Origin of the sequence: uncultured Paraglaciecola sp. (assembly GCF_937123705.1) — a bacterium.
Taxonomy (GTDB): domain Bacteria; phylum Pseudomonadota; class Gammaproteobacteria; order Enterobacterales; family Alteromonadaceae; genus Paraglaciecola.
Genome location: NZ_CAKZKO010000200.1, coordinates 49,062 through 73,587, shown reverse-complemented (window position 1 = coordinate 73,587; position 24,526 = coordinate 49,062). Strand labels below are relative to the sequence as shown.

22 protein-coding genes are annotated in these 24,526 nt (G+C 41.6%); 10 read left to right on the top strand and 12 right to left on the bottom strand.

Going from position 1 to position 24,526, the window contains the following annotated elements:
• Positions 1-59: 59 nt before the first annotated feature.
• Positions 60-689, top strand: a complete 630-nt coding sequence (locus Q0688_RS24660; protein WP_299083647.1) for a PEP-CTERM sorting domain-containing protein — start codon at positions 60-62, stop codon at positions 687-689.
• 226 nt (positions 690-915) lie between these two features.
• On the opposite strand, the gene Q0688_RS24655 is transcribed toward Q0688_RS24660, so the two are convergent.
• Positions 916-1,893 carry a transposase gene (locus Q0688_RS24655; protein ID WP_299083644.1) on the bottom strand — a complete coding sequence of 326 codons (978 nt, stop codon included), beginning with the start codon at positions 1,891-1,893 and terminating at the stop codon, positions 916-918.
• 138 nt (positions 1,894-2,031) lie between these two features.
• Positions 2,032-2,418, bottom strand: coding sequence for a hypothetical protein (locus Q0688_RS24650; protein WP_299083641.1), 387 nt, complete (start codon positions 2,416-2,418; stop codon positions 2,032-2,034).
• A 487-nt stretch (positions 2,419-2,905) separates the two neighbouring features.
• On the opposite strand from Q0688_RS24650, the gene Q0688_RS24645 reads away from it, so the two are divergent.
• Positions 2,906-3,889, top strand: coding sequence for an integron integrase (locus Q0688_RS24645; protein WP_299083656.1), 984 nt, complete (start codon positions 2,906-2,908; stop codon positions 3,887-3,889).
• 58 nt (positions 3,890-3,947) lie between these two features.
• Here the strand turns inward: Q0688_RS24645 and Q0688_RS24640 are convergent, their stop codons facing one another.
• Complete coding sequence (locus tag Q0688_RS24640) at positions 3,948-4,793, bottom strand: co-chaperone YbbN (RefSeq protein WP_299083638.1); 846 nt, start codon at positions 4,791-4,793, stop codon at positions 3,948-3,950.
• Between the two features lie 143 nt (positions 4,794-4,936).
• Between Q0688_RS24640 and Q0688_RS24635 the strand changes: the two genes are divergently transcribed.
• The 6 genes from Q0688_RS24635 (at position 4,937) to purD (ending at position 10,785) form a co-directional block, all read left to right on the top strand.
• Positions 4,937-5,254: a DUF962 domain-containing protein gene (locus Q0688_RS24635; RefSeq protein ID WP_299083636.1), complete on the top strand. Its 318-nt coding sequence runs from the start codon at positions 4,937-4,939 to the stop codon at positions 5,252-5,254.
• Between the two features lie 206 nt (positions 5,255-5,460).
• Positions 5,461-6,474 carry a tRNA dihydrouridine synthase DusB gene (dusB, locus tag Q0688_RS24630; protein WP_299083633.1) on the top strand — a complete coding sequence of 338 codons (1,014 nt, stop codon included), beginning with the start codon at positions 5,461-5,463 and terminating at the stop codon, positions 6,472-6,474.
• Between the two features lie 29 nt (positions 6,475-6,503).
• Entirely contained in the window at positions 6,504-6,797 is a 294-nt protein-coding gene (gene fis, locus Q0688_RS24625; RefSeq protein WP_293747417.1) for a DNA-binding transcriptional regulator Fis, read from the top strand.
• Positions 6,798-6,925: 128 nt separating this feature from the next.
• A complete protein-coding gene (purH, locus tag Q0688_RS24620; protein WP_299083653.1) occupies positions 6,926-8,533 on the top strand; it encodes a bifunctional phosphoribosylaminoimidazolecarboxamide formyltransferase/IMP cyclohydrolase in 1,608 nt (535 codons plus the stop codon).
• Positions 8,534-8,661: 128 nt separating this feature from the next.
• Positions 8,662-9,471, top strand: coding sequence for a methyltransferase (locus Q0688_RS24615; RefSeq protein WP_299083628.1), 810 nt, complete (start codon positions 8,662-8,664; stop codon positions 9,469-9,471).
• 27 nt (positions 9,472-9,498) lie between these two features.
• Entirely contained in the window at positions 9,499-10,785 is a 1,287-nt protein-coding gene (gene purD / locus Q0688_RS24610) for a phosphoribosylamine--glycine ligase (protein WP_299083624.1), read from the top strand.
• A gap of 97 nt (positions 10,786-10,882) precedes the next feature.
• Here purD and dnaB read toward each other — a convergent pair whose 3' ends face one another.
• Entirely contained in the window at positions 10,883-12,280 is a 1,398-nt protein-coding gene (gene dnaB, locus Q0688_RS24605; protein ID WP_299083622.1) for a replicative DNA helicase, read from the bottom strand.
• A gap of 94 nt (positions 12,281-12,374) precedes the next feature.
• Positions 12,375-14,195, bottom strand: a complete 1,821-nt coding sequence (gene recQ / locus Q0688_RS24600; RefSeq protein WP_299083619.1) for a DNA helicase RecQ — start codon at positions 14,193-14,195, stop codon at positions 12,375-12,377.
• A gap of 437 nt (positions 14,196-14,632) precedes the next feature.
• On the opposite strand from recQ, the gene Q0688_RS24595 reads away from it, so the two are divergent.
• Complete coding sequence (locus tag Q0688_RS24595; RefSeq protein ID WP_299083616.1) at positions 14,633-15,556, top strand: diguanylate cyclase; 924 nt, start codon at positions 14,633-14,635, stop codon at positions 15,554-15,556.
• 10 nt (positions 15,557-15,566) lie between these two features.
• Here Q0688_RS24595 and chrA read toward each other — a convergent pair whose 3' ends face one another.
• Positions 15,567-16,757, bottom strand: coding sequence for a chromate efflux transporter (gene chrA / locus Q0688_RS24590; RefSeq protein ID WP_299083613.1), 1,191 nt, complete (start codon positions 16,755-16,757; stop codon positions 15,567-15,569).
• A 63-nt stretch (positions 16,758-16,820) separates the two neighbouring features.
• Between chrA and rarD the strand changes: the two genes are divergently transcribed.
• Positions 16,821-17,720, top strand: coding sequence for an EamA family transporter RarD (gene rarD, locus Q0688_RS24585; protein WP_299083610.1), 900 nt, complete (start codon positions 16,821-16,823; stop codon positions 17,718-17,720).
• 17 nt (positions 17,721-17,737) lie between these two features.
• On the opposite strand, the gene Q0688_RS24580 is transcribed toward rarD, so the two are convergent.
• From Q0688_RS24580 to dapF, 6 genes are all read right to left on the bottom strand, one after another.
• A complete protein-coding gene (locus Q0688_RS24580) occupies positions 17,738-18,976 on the bottom strand; it encodes a diguanylate cyclase (protein WP_299083607.1) in 1,239 nt (412 codons plus the stop codon).
• Positions 18,977-19,043: 67 nt separating this feature from the next.
• On the bottom strand, positions 19,044-21,212 hold the full coding sequence (gene uvrD / locus Q0688_RS24575; RefSeq protein ID WP_299083604.1) for a DNA helicase II: 2,169 nt from the start codon (positions 21,210-21,212) through the stop codon (positions 19,044-19,046).
• A gap of 81 nt (positions 21,213-21,293) precedes the next feature.
• Complete coding sequence (locus tag Q0688_RS24570; protein ID WP_299083602.1) at positions 21,294-22,010, bottom strand: HAD-IA family hydrolase; 717 nt, start codon at positions 22,008-22,010, stop codon at positions 21,294-21,296.
• A gap of 32 nt (positions 22,011-22,042) precedes the next feature.
• Positions 22,043-22,936, bottom strand: a complete 894-nt coding sequence (gene xerC / locus Q0688_RS24565; RefSeq protein ID WP_299083599.1) for a tyrosine recombinase XerC — start codon at positions 22,934-22,936, stop codon at positions 22,043-22,045.
• Between the two features lie 8 nt (positions 22,937-22,944).
• On the bottom strand, positions 22,945-23,610 hold the full coding sequence (locus tag Q0688_RS24560; RefSeq protein ID WP_299083596.1) for a DUF484 family protein: 666 nt from the start codon (positions 23,608-23,610) through the stop codon (positions 22,945-22,947).
• 21 nt (positions 23,611-23,631) lie between these two features.
• The gene (gene dapF / locus Q0688_RS24555) at positions 23,632-24,462 is read right to left on the bottom strand and encodes a diaminopimelate epimerase (RefSeq protein ID WP_299083593.1); all 831 of its coding nucleotides are present in this window, start codon (positions 24,460-24,462) and stop codon (positions 23,632-23,634) included.
• Positions 24,463-24,526: the final 64 nt, after the last annotated feature.

Below are 24,526 nucleotides of genomic sequence, written 5' to 3'. Positions count from 1 at the left end.
TTTGATTGAGGTATAACGCATTAGGACGATAAATAATTAATTAACTACTAGGAAACGTCATGAATAATTTAGTTAAACAATATTTTCGCACTAAACTTGCCCTTTTGATTTCGGTTTTACTGTTAAGTCTTTCCTTGATAGCGCCAGCATCGGCAACCCTTATTCAGTTTAATATGAGTGGCACGATGAGTGATAGCGCTCCTAATGCCAATGATTACATTCCGGATGGCACCATGGTAAATGGTAGCGCCATTGTGGATATTAGTGGATCTGGTTTTAGTCCAATATTATCTTTGGTCAGCGCCTCTTTTGACTGGAACGATGGCACCCCTTATTCAGTCAATCTTATGGATATTAGTATCGGTGGTTGGCACTCCAATGGAAACACGTTTACAGAGTATCGATTGAGATTCTCTACAGGAAGTTTTCCTACAATTAATGGGATAACAGGTAACTTTTTTGAATTCTTTGTTGCGTTGAATCATGATGACGGTGACGTATGGAGTGACAGTTTCCTAAATGGCACTATTGCTAACAGCGGTTTTAGTGCTGAGTTTCAATGCGAGACTTGTATAAATGTCACGTCACAATCCATATCTTTGGCGCAGACCAAACAAGTACCAGAGCCTAGTAGTCTCGCACTGTTGGTAATAGGTGTACTAGGCATAATTAAATTACGAAAAGCCTAGTCAAAAATAAATGTTATAGGAGAACTTGTAACAACTTTTAACCAGCCACCCATAATAAATATCTAATAGTTAAAGAATAAAATTTTGCACTGAATAGGTGAATTATCTTGTTCTAGCTTTAGGTATTGAGAAAGGTATTGAACATCTGGATAGATTTTGGTGTGTTTTGCGTTTTTTGGATGCAACTTTTTTGCTAGAACCTGTTGCTTGAGTTATGTTTTAAAAATTAAACGCAGCGCAGTAACGTTTTTGCCTTGCTCATGCCTCGAATACGTTGATGGCCGGTATGGCGTTTGAATTGATTCATCATCATTTCTGCCCCTGCAGCATAACAAAAGTGTTGTTCAAACTCAGTGGTGAGGATGAGCCATTGTTCATCTGATAATCCTAGTCTTTGCAATATAGGGTGATGTTGTTGGTCAATGTGGCCCGCTTTGTCATTTCTGATAACTCTGCCCGTGGTATCCACTAATTCACAGTAATCTTGTAAAGAAAAGGCAATGCCTTTGGGCATGCCTTGCCTAAGGTTGCCAACAAATGGCAGTAATGTGTTGGTTGTATTTTGTTTTATCGAAGCTAAGCGTGTTTGAATGCTGGTGTGCTGTGAGGTCTCTGGTGTGTTGGCCATCTTGGCTCTAATGGGATTCAAATCCACATAGGCCATGCAGGCCAGTACTGCTGCTTCATCTAATAATGCTTGGGATTTAAACCGCCCTTCCCAAAACCTGCCTTTACAACCATCTTCTTTGTTGGCTTCGCGGGCGATGTATTCATTCAAATCACGCATTAACCAGCTTATGTCGTGCAAACGTTTGCGATACTCGGCAATGGTCTCATCTAATGTCAGTAATTGGCTTTGATTTAATGTATCACCCTTAACAAACATCTGAGTCAGTAACGTGCCTTTATGTAAACGATGCCAGCGCGTCACAACCTCCATATCACTCCAAGACTGAGCTTGTTTAACATCCACATACAGCACTACATGTACATGATTACTCATCACCGAATAGGCACAAATATCAATGGCAAACACAGTAGACAAAAACAACATTTGCTCTTCCACCCAGCCGCGACGGTGTTCATAACTTTGGCCAGAATAGTTATCCACGCCACACAAAAACGAACGTCGCACACAGCGCGACACACAATGGTAATAGGGCGTATCTAATAAACTAATTTGAGATTTACGAGGCTGGGGCATGACATCAATCCTTTGATTTGTTTCCTTATCAAAGCTTAGTCAAGTTGCGTTAGATTTCCATTTTAATTATGGCTGTCTTTGTACGCTTTGCTTTATATATCTTCCGAAAATGACTTTGGTTTTTCACTGATAGGAAATTTATGATTGCTTAGATACAAATTTATATTGTCCAGCGAACACCGCAAAAGAATGTCCATAAATCATCTCACCTCCATCATTCCAAACTTTCTCAACTAGCAATGATTCGTCAAAATTTATGTGCTCCACAATTAGCTCTTCACCTATCATTGACTCGAGGGATGAAACTTCATCCGGAGGTAAATGCTTGGTAATTCGCGGATCAATTTCAGTTACAAGAACTATATCCCCTCGTTCTATCACCTCGCCAGACTCTGATCGTGAACTAAGCAAACCCCAACCGTAGCCGTCATCTACAACCTCATCATCACTAATATTAGAGTCCAAACTCAAATCAATTCTTAGTGATTTAATTTCCTCTCGAGAAAGGTCACTCAATTTTTTCATAAATATCAGTGCTTTGCTATTTCCACAACGCTCCAAGAACCGTGAGAAATAGATACATGGTTATAAAACAATAGTCGGCATTAAGGCCACGTGCAATTTAGCAATTAAATCGATGTAGCGTTTGCGTACTAGCGCAAACTCCATTCGCAACCTAACAGTTTATTAGCCAGAAGTCGGGTTAAATACATATACGGATTTCATATTTACCTCGACATTCCAGTTGATTTTCTACAGCATTTCATAAACTTAGCGTTTTGAAAAGGTCATTTTACATTTGATATTTTATGATCGAACCAAGCCATGTATTTAACCCGATTTTTTAGGCTGGATAAATACAAGGTTATCAAATAGATCATTTTAAAAACAATTACTTACGAATATAGCTCTGTAGAACTGAAGCCAAAACATGCTTGTTATGCCCATTAAAATTATTGTATTTTGGCATTATTACATTATAACTGTATACATATACAGTTTTTTTTGGAAAATCATCATGTCACCTTTTATTGAATCAATTAGAGCGGTTATTCGTACAAAGCACTACAGTTTGAAAACTGAAAAGTCTTACTTATATTGGGCTAAGTACTTTATTCGTTTCCATCAATTAAGGCATCCAAATGAAATGGGCAATAGGGAAGTGGAGGCGTTTTTATCTCATCTTGCTGTTATTAGGGGTGTCAGTGCGGCTACTCAAAATCAAGCGTTATGCGCTATTGTATTTATGTATAAACATATTTTGGATAGGGAACTAACCAATCTTAAATTTGGTTATGCAAAAAAGCCAAGAAACTTGCCGACCGTGTTAGACGCGCAAGAAGTACAAAAAATATTAACCTGTATGTCGGGAAAATATTGGCTAATAACAGGGATCCTTTATGGTAGTGGTTTAAGAGTCCACGAAGCGTTACGTTTGCGAATAAAAGATATCGATTTTAATAACAAATCTTTGTTTATTTTCAGGGGAAAAGGTGGGAAAGACAGGTACACACTTTTGCCTCAGTCGCTAAAGGCACCGATACAACAACAGGTTGCTGCTGCTAAAAAGTATCATGCTAAAGATTTGCGCGAAGGTTTTGGCATGGCTTCTCTACCTGCTTCGTTAATAAGAAAATATGGCAATGCCGCGAAACAACAAAGTTGGCAATTTTTATTTCCTTCACGTGTGCGTTGTACACACCCTATCGAGGGTTATATCTGCCGCCACCACTTACATGAAACCGCTTTTGCTAAGTCTTTAAGGCAAGCCGTAACACGGTCTGGAGTGGCGAAACGAGTAACGGCGCATACATTTCGCCATTCATTTGCTACTAGGTTATTACAATCAGGTGCAGATATTCGAACCGTTCAAGAATTACTAGGTCATGCTGATCTTAGAACCACAGAAATCTACACACATGTAGTCGGCAGTAGACGGGCAGGCACCATTAGCCCAATTGATTTACCAGAACAACACCTTTTCCCTAATCCATAAAAAAACCGGCTTTTACCGGTCTTTTAGTAATTTTAAAGCTCGTAACCCGAAGCTGCCCTTAATACAACAAACTATAAACCTTACGGCGATACTTAGATTTTAAAGGGTCGCCATCGGGTAGGGCGTTGATCATATCTAAGGTGAGTTTTTTAGCTTCGCCAAAATTTAAGTCTTGAATCAGTACCGATACAATCAGCTCTAACGCTTCTTCGGTTTGATTGGCTTGGTGCAGCTGTACCGCCAATTTTACTTTTAACGCTAAGTCATCTGGGTTAGCAGCTAGTTCTGCTTGTAGGGCTTTAATTTCGGGTGATTCTGCCGCTTGTTCGGCCAATTCAATTTTGCCCATTATGCTGTTATATAACGCATCTTGGTCAACCAATCCTATGGTTGCGAGTAATTCTTTGGCAGGTTTAATTTGACCTAGCTCTATTTGGCAATCGGCAAGTAATAATTTGATATCAGCACGCTGTGCGTTCATATCATAAGCTTGTTTTAACAGCGTATAAGCTTGCTGATAATCCCCTGCGCTAACAAGCTCAACCGCTTGCTCATATAAAGTGTCTTCTGGCTTAGGCAAGTGTTTTTCAAAGGCTGCAATAATTTGTTCTTCGGTTTGCATACCTGCAAAGCCGTCTAGAGGTTGGCCTTCTTTTACCAAAATGACAGTGGGCAGGTTTTGCACCCCAAATTGTCCAGCAATTTCTTGCTGCTGTTGGCAGTCAACTCGGGCATGAATTAGGTTGTCGCCAAATTTAGCGGCTACATTGGCAATAATGGGCGCGAGTTGTTGGCTAGGTTCATAACCTTCTGCCCAAAACTCTACCATCACGACTTGGGTCTGCGAGTCTTGTAAAATGACTTGTTGGAAATTTTCTGGGGTAATATTAACCGCGTTATTCATTATAGAGTCCGTTTACCTGTATTTGCTCTGTGAATGGGGGCATATCATTAAAATGCAATCTTTTAATTGTCGCCTAACAGACATTATGCGAGCATTCTCTATGCTAACTTTATCATTTAATAGCACAAAATAGGGGCACATCTATGACACAGCCAAAGCCGTTAGAATTTAATAGTTTTGCAGACTTCTATCCTTATTACCTGTCGGAGCATCAAAACCTCAGTTGCCGTCGTTTACATTTTGTTGGCTCGGCATTAATTCTCGTGCTAATCGGATACGTGTTGCTAACAGAACGTTGGTTGTTGTTATGGTGTATACCGGTATTGGGTTATGGCTTTGCTTGGGTAGGGCACTTCTTTTTTGAGCACAACAAACCTGCCACATTTAAATATCCATTTTATAGCTTGCTAGGTGATTGGGTGATGTTTAAAGATATATTGCTTGGCAACATAAAACGCTAATACATTTAACATTTTATTAGCGATTTCTTCGTTATCACTGGTTAACCAGCCGAAATAGTCTGCTTTTTACAAAGTCAATATGCTTTGTTTAAAAAAAGTACAAATTAGTTGGTTTACTGGCCTTTTCAAGACAACAAAAAAACCTTAAACTTGCGCCCCTTTTCAGAACGCGGTTGATTTTTGCACAATTGAGTGAGATTTATATTATGCAGATTGGCCCTTATGTTTTAGAAAATAACTTGATACTGGCACCCATGGCGGGGGTTACCGACAGGCCTTTTAGACAATTATGTAAACGTCTGGGGGCAGGGTTGGTGGTATCAGAGATGCTTTCGTCCAATCCTAAAGTTTGGAATTCTGATAAATCCAGGCAACGAATGGATCATCAAGGCGAAGAGGGAATACGCTCTGTACAAATAGCAGGGGCAGATCCCGAGCTAATGGCGCAAGCTGCGCAATTTAATGTGGGTAACGGCGCGCAAATTGTCGATATCAACATGGGTTGCCCAGCTAAAAAAGTGAATAAAAAATTAGCAGGTTCGGCATTGCTGCAAGATCCATCTCTGGTTGAGAAGATCATTCAGGCGGTCGTTAAGGCGGTTGATGTACCTGTTACTTTAAAAATACGCACAGGTTGGAATGTTGAAAATCGCAATGGGCTAATAATCGCTCAAATTGCACAGGATAACGGCATTCAATCTATAGCGGTGCATGGTCGCACCAAAGCCTGTATGTACAAAGGCAACGCAGAATACGACACCATTAAGGCAATTAAACAGGCCGTGTCGATACCTGTTGTTGCCAACGGTGATATAACAAGCGCGCAAAAAGCGAAGCACGTTTTGGAATATACCAATGCAGATGCGCTAATGATCGGCCGGGGAGCCCAAGGTCACCCTTGGATATTCCGCGAGATTTTGCACTATCTGCAAACAGGTCAAATATTGGCCGCCCCTAGTATTGACGAAGTGAGCAGTGTTTTACTGGAACACGTCGCCAATGTTCATCAGTTTTATGGTGAATTTGCGGGTAGCAGGATTGCCCGTAAACATGTGGGCTGGTATTTGGCCGCACACGATCAGCAAAGGCTGTTCCGTGCAAAGTTCAACGCTATTGATGATGCAAGGCAGCAACTCGATGCGTTAACTATGTACTTTGATAAATTGGCAGGCGAATCAGCACCTTCATCCGTGTCTGAACACGTTTCACCTGCTGCTTAATATGACTAACTTAAAGAGCAAGATTGTATATGTTCGAACAAAATGTAACTTCTCCATTTACCACTACGGTAACAACTCCTTCGCAAACTCAGGCGCAAAAGCCTCTTCGCGATTCTGTTAAACAAGCGGTAAACAAGTACTTAAAGCAACTTGATAACACCAACATCGAAAACTTATACGAACTCGTCATGGCCGAAGTTGAAGCGCCTATGTTAGAAGAGATAATGACCTTCACACGTGGTAACCAAACTAAAGCGTCAATTATGTTAGGTATCAACCGTGGTACTTTACGTAAGAAGCTAAAACAGTACGGCATGAACTAAACCTTATTGCCTGAATGAAAGAGCACCTTATGGTGCTCTTTTTGTTTGTGCCCTACATGACTAATTAGTCCACAAACAACCAAGCCAATAACATGGCCAAAATTTTTGCCTTATTAAGTGGAACAAACATGCAACAAGACTTACCTGCAACACCTATTCGTCGCGCTCTTTTAAGTGTATCTGATAAATCTGGAATACTTGAGTTTGCGCAATTTCTTGCAAGCCAAGGGGTAGAGCTATTATCAACCGGTGGCACCGCAAAATTATTGAGCGACAATGGTTTAACTGTTATCGAAGCATCAGACTACACTGGCCATCCCGAAATTATGGACGGCCGAGTTAAAACTCTACACCCAAAAATACATGGCGGCATATTGGCGCGTCGTGGACAAGACGAACAAGTCATGGCCGATAACAATATTCAGCCTATCGACTTAGTGATTGTGAATTTGTACCCCTTTGCTGCCACAGTGGCCAATGACGATTGCAGTTTAGAAGACGCTATCGAAAATATCGATATCGGCGGCCCCACTATGGTGCGCGCAGCCGCAAAAAACCATAATGATGTGACTATAGTGGTGAACGCCAAAGACTATGCCCGCGTGACTCAAGAAATGCAGGCTAACAAGAACACAGTTACCAAAAACACACGCTTTGACCTAGCCATTGCCGCTTTTGAACACACAGCTGAATACGATGGCATGATCGCCAACTATTTTGGTGCCATGATTGAGTCTAGCGAGTGTGAAGACGATTGTGGTCATCAGCACAGTGAATTTCCCCGCACTTACAATATGCAGTTCACTAAGAAACAAGACTTACGCTACGGTGAAAACAGCCATCAAAGCGCCGCTTTTTATGTTGAAAACGACATTCAAGAAGCCTCGGTTGCTACCGCTACTCAGTTGCAAGGTAAAGAATTGTCATTCAACAATATTGCCGATACCGACGCAGCACTGGAATGCGTTAAAGAATTTGATGTACCGGCCTGCGTAATTGTTAAACACGCCAACCCTTGTGGTGTGGCCTTAGGCGACGGCATTTTAACTGCCTACGAGCGCGCGTTTCAAACCGACCCAACCTCAGCCTTTGGCGGCATTATCGCCTTTAACCGAGAACTTGATGCAGCCACGGCACAAGCCATTGTTGATCGCCAATTTGTTGAAGTAATTATTGCCCCAACAGTAAGTGATCAAGCTGTAGAAATAGTCGCCGCTAAGAAAAACGTGCGTTTACTGGCGTGCGGAGATTGGCAAGGTCAGTTAACCGAAGGCCACGACTTTAAACGTGTTAATGGCGGTTTGTTAGTGCAAGACCGTGATTTTGGTATGGTTGAAGAAGACGAACTGCAAGTGGTCACTAAAGTTAAACCCACTGAACAACAGTTAAAAGATTTAATGTTCACTTGGAAAGTGGCCAAATACGTTAAATCAAACGCCATAGTTTATTGCAACGACAGCATGACGATTGGTGTGGGCGCGGGTCAAATGAGCCGAGTATATTCAGCAAAAGTGGCTGGTATTAAAGCCGCTGATGAAGGGTTGCAAGTTGAGGGTTCGGTGATGGCATCGGACGCGTTTTTTCCATTCCGTGATGGAATAGATGCCGCCGCTGCCGCAGGTATTAGCGCTATTATTCAACCGGGAGGCTCGATGCGTGACCAAGAAGTGATAGACGCCGCTAATGAACATGGCATTGCTATGGTCTTTACTGGTATGCGCCACTTTAAGCACTAAGATCTGATCCAAAAAACGCAGTCAAGATTGTGAACCCTGATTGCGTTTTTTGTTACTCTTTTTGTTACTTCTGGCGCCTATTCTCGCTACAATCAATTCACATTCATACATACTAAAAAGAGAATATTATGTTTAAACAGGTCTTAACAGGGGCGATAGCCTTATCTTTATTCAGTTCATCTTTAGTATTGGCAGACGGCATTAGTGATGCGGTTAACCATGAAAACCGCTCAGTAAAAGAACGTGCGAGAGATGAATACCGCAATCCACAACAAACTTTACGCTTCTTCGATGTGCAACCAGATATGGCGGTGGCGGAGATATCCCCTGGCGGTGGTTGGTACAGCAGCATTCTTGCCCCACTTTTAAAAGATAACGGTAAATATTACGCCGCGCATTTTTATATGTATGAAGGTGCCCCAAGTTACTATCAGCGCCTGTTAGACGGCTTTAACAAAACGGTAGCAACTAATCCTGATTTTAAAAATGTCAAAGTAACGGCGTTTCATCATCTCAAAGCGCAGGAATTCGCGCCAGCTAATTCGTTGGATCGGGTTTTAACCTTTCGCAATGTGCACAACTGGTATATGGATGGTGGTGAGTCAGGTGTTGAGCAAGCATTTATTAGTTTTGCTAAAGCCCTCAAAAAAGGTGGTGTTGTTGGCGTGGTAGAACACAAACTAGCAGAGTCGGCTTCTGACGATTTGCAAAAATCATCTGGTTATATGAAACAGTCAGTAGTGGTGGCTGCAGCGCAAAAAGCAGGACTCACTTTAGTGGCCCAGAGTGATGTAAACCTTAATACACTAGATTCGTCTATTCATCCTAAAGGTGTTTGGACATTGCCACCTACTTTGGCTCTTGGTGACAAAGATCAAGCTAAATATTTGGCCATAGGTGAAAGCTCACGTATGACACTTAAATTTGTTAAGCCTTAATTTATAAACAAAAGAAACTTTAACCCTATGAATTTATTGATTATTGGTGGCGGCGGTCGCGAACACGCGCTAGCTTTTAAAGCTGCGCAATCGACCAAAGTATCCCAAGTATTTGTTGCGCCAGGTAATGCAGGCACAGCACTTGAGCATAAACTGACTAATGTGAACCTAGGTGCAGAAGACGTACCTGGGTTGTTAGCTTTTGCCGAGCAACACCACGTAGACTTGACCATAGTAGGTCCAGAAGTACCACTAGTGTTAGGTGTAGTGGATGCGTTTCAGGCTAAAGGATTAAAAATCTTTGGTCCCTCGCAAGCTGCAGCGCAACTAGAAGGCTCCAAAGCGTTTACTAAAGACTTTTTACAGCGTCATAACATTCCAACCGCCGAATATCAGAACTTTACCGAGATCGAGCCTGCTATCGCTTACGTACAACAAAAAGGTGCGCCCATAGTGATAAAAGCCGACGGACTTGCGGCGGGCAAAGGTGTAATTGTCGCCATGACATTAACCGAAGCCGAAGAAGCTATTCGCGACATGTTAGCGGGCAATGCGTTTGGTGAAGCCGGAAGCCGCGTGGTTATCGAAGAGTTTTTAGATGGTGAAGAAGCCAGCTTTATTGTAATGGTCGATGGCAAAAACGTTTTACCTTTTGCTACCAGTCAAGATCACAAGCGAGTTGGCAATGGTGATACCGGCCCCAACACCGGCGGTATGGGCGCGTATTCGCCTGCACCAGTGGTGACACCTGATATTCATCAGCGAGTTATGAATGAAGTGATCTATCCAACCGTACAAGGTATGGCAGCAGAGGGTAATACCTATGTGGGCTTTTTGTATGCGGGTTTGATGATTATGGCCGATGGCACACCTAAGGTGATTGAATATAATTGCCGTTTTGGCGACCCAGAAACTCAACCTATTATGCTGCGTTTACAATCTGACTTAGTGGAGCTGGTTGAAGCCGCGTTGGCAGGCAAACTTGATCAAACTCAAGCCAAGTTTGATACCAGAGCCGCCGTAGGCGTGGTATTAGCGGCTGGTGGTTATCCTGGTAGTTATGGGAAAGGCGATGAGATAAGTGGCCTAGCTCTTGGCAATGCCAACAGCAAGATTTTTCATGCCGGCACTAAAAATATTGATGGTAAGACCACCACAAACGGTGGTCGTGTTCTGTGTGCCACGGCCTTAGGAAACTCTGTTACCGAAGCGCAACAAAATGCCTATCAATTAGCGAAAACGATTAGCTGGAATGGCATGTTTTATCGGAATGATATTGCATATCGTGCGATTGCTAGAGAGAAAGTTAATTAACACGAGTTCGAGTTAATTAACTGGAACGCCAGATACCACAAAGTGTTAAAAAAGCGTCTCGGCGCTTTTTTTGTTTAATAGCAAAGTTCAACAGGCCCTAATACTCATCTTCTACGGCTGGCCCTGCATAATTATCAAAACGTGAAAACTGACCTTGAAAGGTTAAGCGTGAGGTACCAATAGGGCCGTTACGTTGTTTACCTATGATAATTTCTGCCACGCCTTGATCGGTACTTTGCTCGTTGTAGACTTCGTCTCGGTATATAAACATGATCAAATCTGCATCTTGCTCTATTGAGCCTGATTCACGTAAATCTGAGTTGATAGGTCGCTTATCACTACGTTGCTCAAGGCTACGATTTAACTGAGATAAGGCTACCACTGGCACTTCTAATTCTTTGGCTAAAGATTTAAGAGAGCGAGATATTTCGGCAATTTCTAAGGTACGATTATCGCTTAACCCAGGTACTTGCATAAGCTGCAAATAGTCAATCATGATTAAGCTAATGCCGCCTTTATCGCGCGCTAATTTTCTAGCACGAGTACGTACGTCCATAGGTGTTAATCCAGAAGAATCATCAATAAATAGATTATCCTTATCTTTTAACATGGCCATAGTATTGGACATTCTGGCCCAATCTTCGTCGTCGAGTTGCGCGGTACGAATTTTGGTTTGATCAACTCGACTAAGAGATGCCAGCATCCGCATCATAATTTGTTCTGAGGGCATTTCTAAACTGAATACTAATACCGGCTTTTCTTCAAGCAGCATGGCATTTTCGCACAAGTTCATGGCGAAAGTGGTTTTACCCATAGATGGCCTAGCAGCCACAATAATTAAATCTGAAGATTGTAAGCCACTGGTTTTTTTGTCTAAATCTGTGTATCCGGTAGATACTCCTGTGACTTCTTTATTGCTTTTAACTAAAACTTCAAGGCGATCGATGGTTTTGGTGAGCACCGCTTCTACATCTTTTGGGCCTTCGTCTTTGCCAGTGCGTTTTTCGGCAATTTCGAATACCCTGCTTTCGGCTATATCGAGGATTTCGCCACTATTACGGCCTTCGGGATTATAACCCGTATCCGCTATTTCGTGGGCTACACCTATTAACTCACGAGTAATTGAGCGCTCTTTGATGATTTGTGCATAAGCAGAGACATTTGCCGCGCTTGGGGTGTTTTTAGCTAATTCGCCTAAATAAGCAAAGCCTCCGGCGGCCTCTAATTCATCCATTCCTTCTAAGTCTTCAGAAACGGTGATTAAATCTATGGGATGGCTTTTTGTTAACAGGCGAACAATCGAGCGGTAAATAATTTGATGTGAACGATTGTAAAAGTCTTCTTCTACCACAATTTCAGCAACTTTGTCCCAAGAGTCGGGTGCAATTAACATGCTACCCAAAACCGATTGCTCTGCTTCAATGGAGTGAGGCGGGATCTTCAGTTTTTCGACATTAGCGTCTGAGTTTTTTTGTGGAACAGCTTTTGCGGGCATCGATTTTATCAGCTCAATTACGGCCGATTAGTATGCGCTAAATCTTGTAAAAAAGTAAGCCTTTTGCGGTAAATCTCAGCAAGATTAGCGCTTGCTATGATTGATTAAGATGCTTTGAAACGGCAGCAATAAATCGCTCACCATAGCGTTCAAGTTTAGTTTGACCCACACCATGAATATCTAAAAATTCAAACTCAGATTCTGGAAATTTATCTGCCATATCGGCTAGTGTTGCATCGCTAAACACAACAAAAGGTGGCACATCATCTTGTTGTGCAATGATTTTGCGTAAATGTTTGAGTTTAGCAAATAAAGCACGATCATAATTGGGTGCGGCAAGCTGCGATTTGGTGCCTAAATCAAGACTAAGCCTTGGTACGGCTAACTGTAACTTTTGCGCTTGTTGTAATAGGGGCCTTGCTTCTTCGGTCAGTTTTAAAACGGCATTTTGGCTAATATCTACCCGAAGAAAACCACGGTGGATTAATTGGTTAATAATGTTATGCCAATAAGCATCGGATTTGTCTTTGCCAATGGCGTAAGTAGAAAGTTGTTCATGCTGCTGTTCTAAAATACGTTTTAATTGTTTCCCTCTTAGGACATCAATCACATATTGGCTAGCAACAGCTTGTTTGAGTCGAAATACACAAGACAATACTTTTTGCGCATCTATTGTGCCATCAAATGCCTTAGGCGGATCGAGGCAGATATCACAGTTTCCACAGTGCCCAGCCGAATATTCGGCAAAATAGTTGAGTAATATTTGTCTTCGGCAAGTTTGTGCCTCACCAAAGGCCTCCATGGCTGCAAATTTTTGTAATTCGACACTAATTCTTGCTTGGTTTTCGCCGGTTGATATCCACTGCCGGATCCGCGCGGCGTCTTTTTCGTCAAACAGTAATAAAGCTTCGGAGGGCATGCCGTCTCTACCGGCTCGGCCAATTTCTTGGTAATAGGACTCAATGCTTCGTGGTAAGTCAAAATGCACCACAAAACGCACATTAGATTTGTCTATTCCCATGCCAAAGGCAACCGTGGCGACAATCACATCAATTTTGTCTTGAATAAAATCTCGTTGAATATTGTCGCGAATATCACCTTCAAGTCCCGCATGATAACCAGCGCAGTTCACACCACTTTTGGCTAATGCAATGCTGAGATCGTCAACTTTTCTGCGGCTGTTACAATAAATAATACCGCTGCCATCTTGCTGCTTAACAAAGGCAATGGTTTGGTCTGTGGCCTTGTATTTGGTGACTTGGTTGTATCGAATATTGGGGCGGTCGAAGCTACCTTTAAAAATAAAAGGATGGTGTAAATTGAGCTGCTGAGTAATATCTGCACGGGTCGCCAAATCAGCCGTAGCGGTTAGCCCCATAATGGGAATATAAGGAAATGTGGCTTTTAATTGCCCAAGTAGCCGGTAGTCTTTCCTAAAGTCGTGGCCCCAATGTGATACGCAGTGGGCTTCATCAACCGCTATTAAACTAACATTTAGTCCTTGCAGACGTTGAATAAAGTCAAATTGCATCAGTCGTTCTGGGGCAACATAAATGAGTTTGTATTTTTCATTTTGCATGCCTTTATACACGTTAAACATGTCTTGGGGCGATAAATTCGAATTGATATAAGCGGCACTAACACCGTAAGTGAGCAGTGCATCCACTTGGTCTTTCATTAACGAAATTAGCGGAGAAACCACGATAGTTAGGCCGGGTAATAACATGGCTGGAATTTGATAACACAGGGATTTTCCACCACCTGTAGGTAACAGAACCAAAACATCTTTTTGCTGCATCACCTGCTCAATAATCTGAGCCTGACCATCACGAAAATGATCATACCCAAAGGTATGCTTCAAAATATGTTGTGCTTGGGAAACGTCTTGCAAAGCTTGCGCAGGGTGATCTAACAACTGTGGCTCGGTGGTATGGAATAAATCATAAGTTTACGTGTTTTTACCTTGGGCTTCACTTGCTAATAGAAAAAAATTAGTCACATTGCTCATCCATATTATTTATGTCAGAGACCCTAAATGACATCCAAAGAATGACGCTCCTTCGTTATTAATTTTTTTAACAATAAGATGCCTTTTAACCAGTTATTAGGCTTTAGAATAAATCATTTGCATGCAGATCATGTAGAAATCAAACCAGCTAAATATAGCCACAGGAACAGGAGCGTATATTATTTAATAACTTAGCTGCAAAATAAATACGTGTTTTTCCTCGTAAAAAAGGCCGCATAGTGTTTTAGTGTTGGGTGATATTTAAACTAATAAGTTTATGTTAGGGTTGCAGATACGAAATCCTAATTTGGAAGTAGCTAAATTGCGTATTCTACAAGGATGATATGACAGTTTCTAATCACAGTCTCACTTTGCTTATTGTTGACGAAGATACTGTTGGTATTTCCATACTTAGTGGCCTTTTTAATAATTTATTTAATATTGAAATTGCCCTAGATGGCAAAGCCGCATTGCAAAGTATCGCCCAAAAAGATATTGATTTAGTTTTAAGTGTAGTTAATACCCCTATTATCTCCGGACAAGAGTTGTGTACCTTTGTTAAAGGTAGTCAACTGACAGCCCATATTCCTGTGATATTTTTGGCCGACACCCCCCACCCCGATGAAGAAGAGAAATGCCTAGCAATGGGAGCGGTGGATTATGTGGATAAGCGCACTCGGCCTAGTATTTTGTTATCGCGTGTCACCAACTTGATGGCAATGGTCGCCCAGCAGAAAGAGCTTGCCGAGGTTTCCTGCACTGATGGACTTACTGGTTTAGCAAATCGAATGCAGTTAGACACTATGCTGAATAAGGAGTGGTATGCTGCGGTTAGAGGTCACTATTCAATCGCAGCGTTACTCATTGATGTTGACCACTTTAAATTATTTAATGATGAATTTGGGCATTTAGAAGGCGATACCTGTTTAAAGACTATTGCGTCTATTATTGACTCGTGTAAAAAGAGAGAGTGTGATTTCGCGGCTCGATATGGTGGTGAGGAGTTTGTACTACTGCTGCCTTTTACTGATTTAGAAGGTGCACAGCAAGTGGCGCAAGAATTGCTCAATAGTGTTCAAAGTCGAAGTATTCAAGCTGCTACACAAGCTTCGCACTCAGTGGTTACTGTCAGTGTGGGGGTTTCTGCCTTTAACCCTACTCGTAAAAAAAATGAAGTACACAGTTCTACCGATTTAATTGAAAAGGCCGATATCCATTTGTTTAAGGCCAAACAGTCAGGTCGCAATCAATATTCACCTCAAGTGTAGTCACAGTCACTCAGCTTCCCGATAAAAAGCCAAATACAATAAAAAACATCATCAATGCCAATATGGGTAGTTTGAGTAATCTAAGCCCTAAAAAACCGCCAACGACTAGGGCTAAGTCAGAATAATTGTGAACGGCGCTCACAAAAACAGGGTTATAGAGTGTAGCAACTAATAGGCCTACCACAGCCGCATTTATCCCCGTAGAACCACCGATAAACTTAGGGTGCAGGGTTAGAGACTGCCAGCTATGATGAATACCTAAAATGAGCAGAAAGCCTGGTAAAAAAATGCCTAATGTCGCCAAAATAGCACCACATAGCGGTGCAGAGTCAAACCACTGCGCTCCCATAAAAGTTGCCATAGTAAACATGGGCCCCGGCACGCCTTGAGCCGCCGCATAGCCAAATAGAAACTGCTGCTGTGTAAGATATTCGGCGATGCTTGTTTGCAACAGTGGCAACACTACATGACCACCACCAAATACCAAACTGCCGTTTTTATAGAAAATAGCAAATAAACCAGCCAAAGAGTCCTGTTGACTTAATCCTATACTGACAATAAACACCCCGATGAAAAGCACTAAAGGTGGCCAATTTAGGTTTTTAAATGCCCGAGTTAGAGCGACCTGATCCTTGTGCCTTTTGCTACTGCTGACCATGCCAATTAGCATCGCTATAAATAACACTAAGGCTTGGGTTATAAACGAGGGGTGCAATACAAGTAACATCACGCTTAGTAGCATGATTAAAACTGTCAAACGAGTTTTGCAAAAACTACTAAACATGTTGATTGCGGCGTCTAGCACCACAACCACGGCAAGTAGTTTTAAGCTATAGGTGAGTGATAATAGCCACTTATCAGGCCTGTCTAAATCTAACGATACGGCAAGCCAGTACATCAAGATAAATGAAGGTAAAGTAAAACCAATAAAAGCCGCTATTCCTCCGGCTAAGCCTGCCTTATGCAAGCCTATTGCGAATCCCATTTGGCTGGAACCAGGCCCTGGCAATATTTGACTGATTGAAATAATTTTGGCGTAAGTATCGGAGGATAACCAAGCGAGCTTTTCTACAAAGGTATGCTGGAAATAACCAATGTGGGCACCCGGGCCACCAAAACTAATGCAACCTAAAATTAAGAATCGCCAAAACACTTCCCAACATTGCTTCAAAAAATGGACAGTTCTAAGATATTTTTGCATTTTTATTCAACTTACCCCACACTCCTGCGCAATATTAAATGCAAGTTAAACTAGGTCAACTAATTGAGCGATAAATCTGTAAAAGCTGGGGTTATTTTTGCCGTAGCTGCTTATACAATGTGGGGTATTGCCCCCACTTATTTTAAGTTATTGACTCAAGTACCTGCCTTGGAAATTGTGATGCACCGCATTGTGTGGTCAGTCTTGGTGTTGTGTATATTGCTGCTTGCCCGTAAAAAATTTAGCCAAGTGCGTACTGCAATCGGCGATCCAAAAGTACTTAAGACCCTAGCTGTAAGCGGCTTGTTGCTGGCAGTAAACTGGCTGGTATTTATCTGGGCAGTGAATAACAATAAGTTGCTCGATGCTAGTTTGGGATATTTTATCAATCCTCTGTTTAACGTATTGTTAGCGCGGTTGTTTTTACAAGAACGCCTATCAAGGCTGCAGTTACTCGCTGTTTTTGTGGCGTTAGTCGGCGTGTCGTTACTGATTTTTTCTTATGCTCAAATACCATGGGTTGCTTTAGTTTTAGCCGTAACCTTCAGCGTATATGGTTTATTGCGTAAAAAAGTAACAGTCGAGTCTATGCCAGGATTATTAATTGAAAGTTGTATTATGTTGCCTTTTGCACTGTTGTATTGGTGGGTAATGGATACATCTAGCGGTAATATGTTGGTAAATGGAATCGAACTAAATATCACCTTATTTCTGGCAGGTGTAGTGACTACCGCTCCTCTATTATGCTTTACGGCTGCAGCTAGGCGTATTCGTTTTACTACCTTAGGTTTTTTCCAATATATTGGGCCGAGCCTGATGTTTCTATTGGCGGTACTGCATTACGAAGAGCCGCTAGATATAATGCGAGTAGTTACATTTGCGTGTGTGTGGTGTGGGCTACTTATTTATGTGTATGATTCGGTTAGAGTGTATAGAAAGTCTAAGTCAATTATTCAAGAATAAGTGTTTTTACTGTAGGACTAATCTGTAACCACTTGATTTCTACCTGAATTTTTGGCGCTATACAAATGTTCGTCTGCCAGACGAATCATAGCGTTAATGCCGCCCTTACTTTTGTGGGTAAGCCCTATGCTAACAGTGCACGAGATACTTTGTTTTTCAAAGGTCAGGACCTTATTGCCAATTGCTTGGCGAAAGTCTTCCATGATGTGCATGACTTCTGCCGCGACCATATTTGAAAAGTACACACAAAATTCTTCACCACCAAAACGTGCAGCTATGTGATCTTCAAAAAACTCTGCAACCAATTTTGCCAGCTCTTTTAAAGTGTAATCACCACAATCATGACCATAGGTATCGTTAATATTCTTGAAATGGTCGATATCAATGATCGCTAAACTCTGTGATTTAGGTGTGACTTTTTGAACCGCAGTGACACAGGTGAAAAAATGCCGCCTATTTGGTAGACCCGTTAAATAATCTGAATTGGCGACGCGCCTTATGGTTTCAATATTTTCTAAGCGTTCGACATTCTGCATAATACGGCAGAAAAACTCTTCGTGGCAGTAGGGGCGATGTAAATAGTCGTTAGCCCCACTTTTAATAAATCGTGCTGACAAACCGCTAGTAGCGTTTGATGGTATACCAATGATTGCTAGATCTTCTTTTCCATAGGTTTTACGCAGTTCAGAAACCAGTTGAATACCCGTGATACCAGATATATTTTCATCCACTATGACCAATCTTATATTTGAATGACTACGTAAGATATCAATACTTTGCTTAGTGTCCATGGCTTCAAAGGTGATAAAGTTTTGACGTCTGAGCAGCGCGGTCATGGTTTGCCTGCTAACTCTGACGTTATCTACCACCAACACACCAATTTTTTTATTTTTACCTAATCTATGTAATAGACGGGTGAGATAGTCATAAACCTGAGTATTCTCTTTGGGGATATAGTCCACTACCCTTTTTTCAAGAATAGTAGTTCTGGTTGATTCGTCATCCTTGGCGGTGACCACAATAGTGGGTAAAAAAGAGGCTATGGCAAAGTCGATGGCTTCACCGTTTTTCGCATCGGGTAAGTCAAAATCTACTACAGCACAGAGATACTCTTCTGGTGCTGAGCTTGAAAAAACATGCTTGGCTTCTACTAAGCTTGTGGTACAAATTGGACGTAACTTGGCCTTAGTAATAAGACGGCGCATCAGATCCATACTGCTCTTATCGTAGTCAATTATTAGCACTTTGCGTTGCATGGATAGGTATAAGTTCTAGAGGTAAAAATTTAATCTATCACACAAAATTTTATCTAGCTCTGGGAAATTAGATTTTTGATAATTTTGCAAAAGATAAAACCAACCATTTACTGCCAAATTCATCGAAGTTAATTTGGACTCTGGCATGTTCACCGCTACCTTCATAGTTTAATACTGTGCCTTCTGCAAACTTAGGGTGAGATACGCGTTCACCAAGTTGAAAACCGGTTGACTCAAACGCGGTGTGTCCTGTAACTGGGGTAAAACGATTTTGAACAGGGCGAGATATTGTGGTGCGTAATCGTACTTCTTCGATACATTCAGTTGGAATTTCCTTTATAAACCTTGAGGGGGTGTGATATTTCTCTTGACCGTAAACCCTTCTATTCTCGGCGTAAGTGATATACAACTTTTCCATGGCTCGGGTCATGCCAACATAACAAAGGCGCCGCTCTTCTTCGATTTTACCCGGCTCTTCGTTACTCATCTGACTTGGGAACATGCCTTCTTCTACGCCAGTTAAAAATACCAAAGGAAACTCTAAGCCTTTCGCGGTGTGGATAGTCATCATTTGTACTGCATCTTGATGGCTATCAGCTTGGTTATCGCCAGCTTCTAGAGATGCGTGAGCTAAAAACGCCGACATAGGCGTCATATTATCTGCTTCTTCAGGCACCACAAATTGTTTACAAGCGGTGACTAGTTCTTCTAAGTTTTCAATTCTTGCCTGAGCCTTTTCGCCCTTCTCTGCCTTATACATGGCAAAAAGTCCGGAGTGTTTAATCACGTGATCGGCTTGTTGATCTAATGGCAGCTCTGTTATGTCTTGGGTAAGTTGAGAGATAAGTTTAGTAAAGGCGGTAAGTGCATTAGAGGCGCGGCCTGTTAAACGATTTTCTGCCAATATGCGCATACTAGCATCCCACATCGACAACTCTGCATCTCGAGCAAGGTCGCGAATTTGCCCTAAGGTTTTATCCCCTAGTCCACGGGTGGGAGTGTTGACGATACGCTCGAATGCCGCGTCATCAATGGTTTGATTTATCAGACGCAAGTAACCTAAAGCATCACGAATTTCCTGGCGCTCGAAGAATCGTAAACCACCATAGATTCGATAGGCAATGGACTCTTGCAGTAATGCTTCTTCAAGCACCCGTGATTGGGCATTATTGCGATATAAAATTGCGCAGTCAGATAAGGCGTTGCCGTTATCTCGCCATTGCTTTATTTGTGAAATATTAAAACGGGCTTCATCTAAGTCATTAAAGCCTGCATACAAAGAAATAAGTTCGCCGGGGCTACCTTCGGTCCATAACTCTTTACCTAGACGTCCTTGGTTATTATCGATTACGGCATTTGCCGCTTTTAATATATTGCCTGTAGAACGGTAGTTTTGCTCTAAGCGGATGGTTTTTGCGCCTTTAAAATCTCGCAAGAAATGTTGAATATTTTCGACGTTGGCACCACGCCAACCGTAAATAGATTGATCATCGTCGCCCACAATAATCATGTTGTTGCTAGGAGCAGCAAGTAGCCGTAACCATGCATATTGAATGTTATTGGTGTCTTGAAATTCGTCTACCAGTATTGCTCGAAAACGTTTTTGGTAGTGCTGTAGCACGCTTGGGTTGTTTAACCAAAGCTCATGGGCTCTGAGCAATAATTCGGCAAAATCGACTAAACCTGCCCGATCACAAGTTTGTTGGTAGGTTTGGTAAATTTCACGCATTTTTTGTTGGGTTGCATCGCCGTAAGTTTCGATGTGTTGTGGACGTAATCCCTCGTCTTTGTTGCCATTGATGTACCACTGTACATGCTTTGGCGCCCAGTGTTTTTCGTCAAGATTAAGGCTTTTTAGTACCCGTCTAATTAATCGGTACTGATCATCCGAGTCTAAAATAGTGAAATTTTCTGGGAGGTTCACCTCAGCATGGTGAGTACGCAGCAAACGATGGGCGATACCATGAAAAGTACCAATCCACATATTGTTCAGGGCGCTGCCCTGTAATTGTTCAATGCGACCTCGCATTTCTTTGGCGGCTTTATTGGTAAAAGTCACCGCCAAAATGCCGTAAGGGGCGATACCCTCTACTTCCATTAACCATGCAATGCGATGCACCAATACTCGGGTTTTACCACTGCCAGCACCGGCCAAAATAAGCATGTCAGATGCAGGCGCTGCCACTGCGTCACGTTGATTGTCGTTTAACTGATCGAGAAGTCGAGATACGTCCATTACACAAAAAAATACATAAGAAAAATAGAGCGCCAGTATATCAGTAACACTGTATTTAAATACACTGATCTAAGTGATATTTTAAATGATCTCTAACAACTGAGATAAGTTACTTAGTTGGACATGAGGTAATACTTGGGCGGTTTCATGGCGTATATTCATGGCTCTATCTTCAGCGTACCAAGCCGTTTGAAAGCCGGCTTTAAGGGCACCTAAAATATCTTTTGGTAGATTATCTCCAACGTGTAAGATATTTTTATGGGGCATATCGAGATAGGCTTGGGCTGCATCAAACATGGCTTTGTGAGGTTTCATGGGCATCCTCACACTCGATTTAAAACTAGCACTAAAATAGGACTGTAATCCAATTTGCTTTAGGTCAACATTGCCATTGGTAATCGCCACAAGTGGTAGCTTAGTCGAGAGAGCTTTTAGTAAAGAATATATGTTTCTGTTTAGTTTGAAGTTACTTCTCTGAAAATAAAAATGCTCGAAACACTGTGTAGTTGCAGCATGTAGCTCGGTACCCGACAATCCTAGTTGTATAAAGCCTGATTCAAGTGATCGTCTACGTAACTCGCCCATGTCATTTTTTAGCAATGGATTTTCCAAAATTATGACTTTTTGTTGCTTGCGCCAAAAATTTTTGTCTAGCCGTTTGGTAGCTGGGTATTGGTGGTGCATTAATTCAGTTAAAGAGCGTTCTGCCTTAATGATCACGCTGGTGTTTTCATATAGGGTGTCATCTAAATCGAAGCTAATAGCTTGAATTTTATTGAGTTTTTTAAAATAAATCATATAGGACTATATATTCTTTTTATTGCAAATAGTTACTTTTGTTTTTTAGCTCTAGGGTGTGCTGAATCATATACTTGGGCTAAATGTTGAAAATTCAAATGAGTATATATTTGTGTTGTCGATAAATTCGCGTGTCCAAGTAGCTCTTGAACCCCCCTGAGATCTGAACTTGATTCTAGAATATGCGTAGCGAAACTGTGTCGAAGTTTGTGAGGATTAACAGATTGCTCCAGACTTTGGCGGGTGGCCCATGATTTCATACGCTTAGCTATTTGCCGGGTTCCGATTCTACTTTTGCGCATACTAACAAATAGTGCTGGCTCGTCTTTACTTGCCAGTTCTGGCCTTATTTTAAGCCAAGCTCTAAGGGCTTCACTGGCCATTTTACCAATGGGCAATAACCGCTCTTTGTTGCCTTTACCCAAGACTCTTAGTTGCCCGTCTGCTTGAAGGCTTTTGATATTAAGATTTGCTAATTCTGATAATCGTAGCCCACAAGCATACATTAGTTCCATCATAGCTTTGTCGCGTATCGCGAGTAGTTCATCTTCTTTGATGTCGAGTAATTGTTGCATTTCGTCGACATTTAATTGTTTTGGAAGAGTTTTGGCTTGTTTAGGTCCTTGTATGGCTGCCGCTGGATTTTGAGTAAGTTGCCCTTGTTGAACTAAGAAGACACAAAATCCGCGAATTGAAGATAAACGTAATGCTATTGAACGTGGGCTAAGATTGCTTTTTCGTGCCTGGTTGAGAATATCACGCACTTTTGAAGGACTGAGATTACTCCAATTATCAATTTCTAGTTTCTCAAAGGCAGCCATCAACTGGCGCTGATAATTTTCGATTGAAGTATTAGCTAGGTTTTTTTCATACCTCAAGTAATCAAGGTATTTTTCTAACCAAGTATATAAGCTTGGTTTTAACACTTTACTGGCTAATAAGTCAGCATTTTAGGTAGCAATATACCTAAAAACTGTTGTAACTGAGTGATCAGCAAAGTATCCATCTCAGGGTTAAAATGTCCAGGATCTTTACTGCCTATGGCTAACATACCAAGCTCACCCATATCCCCAATAAGCAATAGTGCTACAGAGTTGGCTTCCTCGTCTGCAAATAACAGTTTGCGTTCATGATCGCTTAAGCGTCCAAAGAAAAATTTATGAGTTTTAAAGCGTTTTTCGACAAAAAGCCGCCGTTGGATTTCGGGTAGAGCATGTGCGCCTTTAAAAGGCTTTAAGGTGACAGACGCTAATTGTAGATTTTCTTGGATGACTTCTTCTAAAATAAAGGTGAGTTCATCAAGATTAGAAGCCTTAAGTATCCGTAAATTTAAATCCGCATAAACGCGATAGATAGCTTCGTTTTGTTTGGCGATTGAAATAAGTTGATTAAGTTTATGGTTAAGGCTTCTTACCTTTTTACGTAATTGCTCACTTTGTAGCTCAACCAAAGAGACACTGCCTTTATGGGAATGAGGTATACTGATTTTGTCAATTACATTGGGGTACTGAGTAAAAAAATCAGGGTTTTCAAGTAGATAAGTGGCTACCTGTTCGGCGTCTAATAGATTATCAGCTTTATATGCAGTCGTTGTATCCATTTTATCCTTGCGACTCTTTACTCATAGGTTTATGTATCCATCAAAAATATGTTCTGCAGCACCTGTCATTCGTAATGCACTATCCTGACCTTGCCAACGTATTTTTAAGCTGCCACCAGGCAAATCTACTCTTACTTCTTTACTCAATCTATTTTGTAATTGACCTACTGCCACCGCGGCGCAGGCGCCACTGCCACAGGCTAGTGTTTCACCTGCGCCTCGTTCAAAAACCCGTAGCTTAATATGGCTATGATTAATAATTTGCATAAAGCCTACGTTTGCGCCTTCACTAAAACGTTCGTGTTTTTCAAGTAAAGGGCCCATAGTGGCCACATCTGCGTTTTGCACATCATCGACCAACAATACACAATGTGGATTGCCCATAGACACGGCACCACAGAAAAAGGTTTGTTCTTCTGCTCTTAATATGTAAATCTTTTCGCGCTTGTTCGCTTTGATTGGCACTAAATTGGGTTCGAACTCGGGGACACCCATATTAACAGTCACTTGGCCATCTTTTTCAAGATAAAGTGCCATGCGCCCCGACTTTGTACTCACCACAATTTTGTTTCGATTGGTTAGGCCTTTCATCTTAACAAAGCGAGCAAAGCAGCGTGCTCCATTACCACACTGCGAAACCTCAGAACCATCTGCGTTAAATATTCTGTAATGAAAATCTTGGTCAGGATCATAAGGCGGCTCAACCATTAATAGTTGATCGAAACCTATACCAAAATTTCTGTCTGAGAGTTGTTGAATTTTCTCTTTAGAAAAAAACACATTTTGCGTTACGTTATCTATAACAACAAAATCATTTCCCAGACCATGCATCTTTGAAAACTGAATTTGCATTGCGACTACTTAGCTAAAATTTTGTCAACACGCAGGTTTTAAAATGCGTAATTGATATTATAAA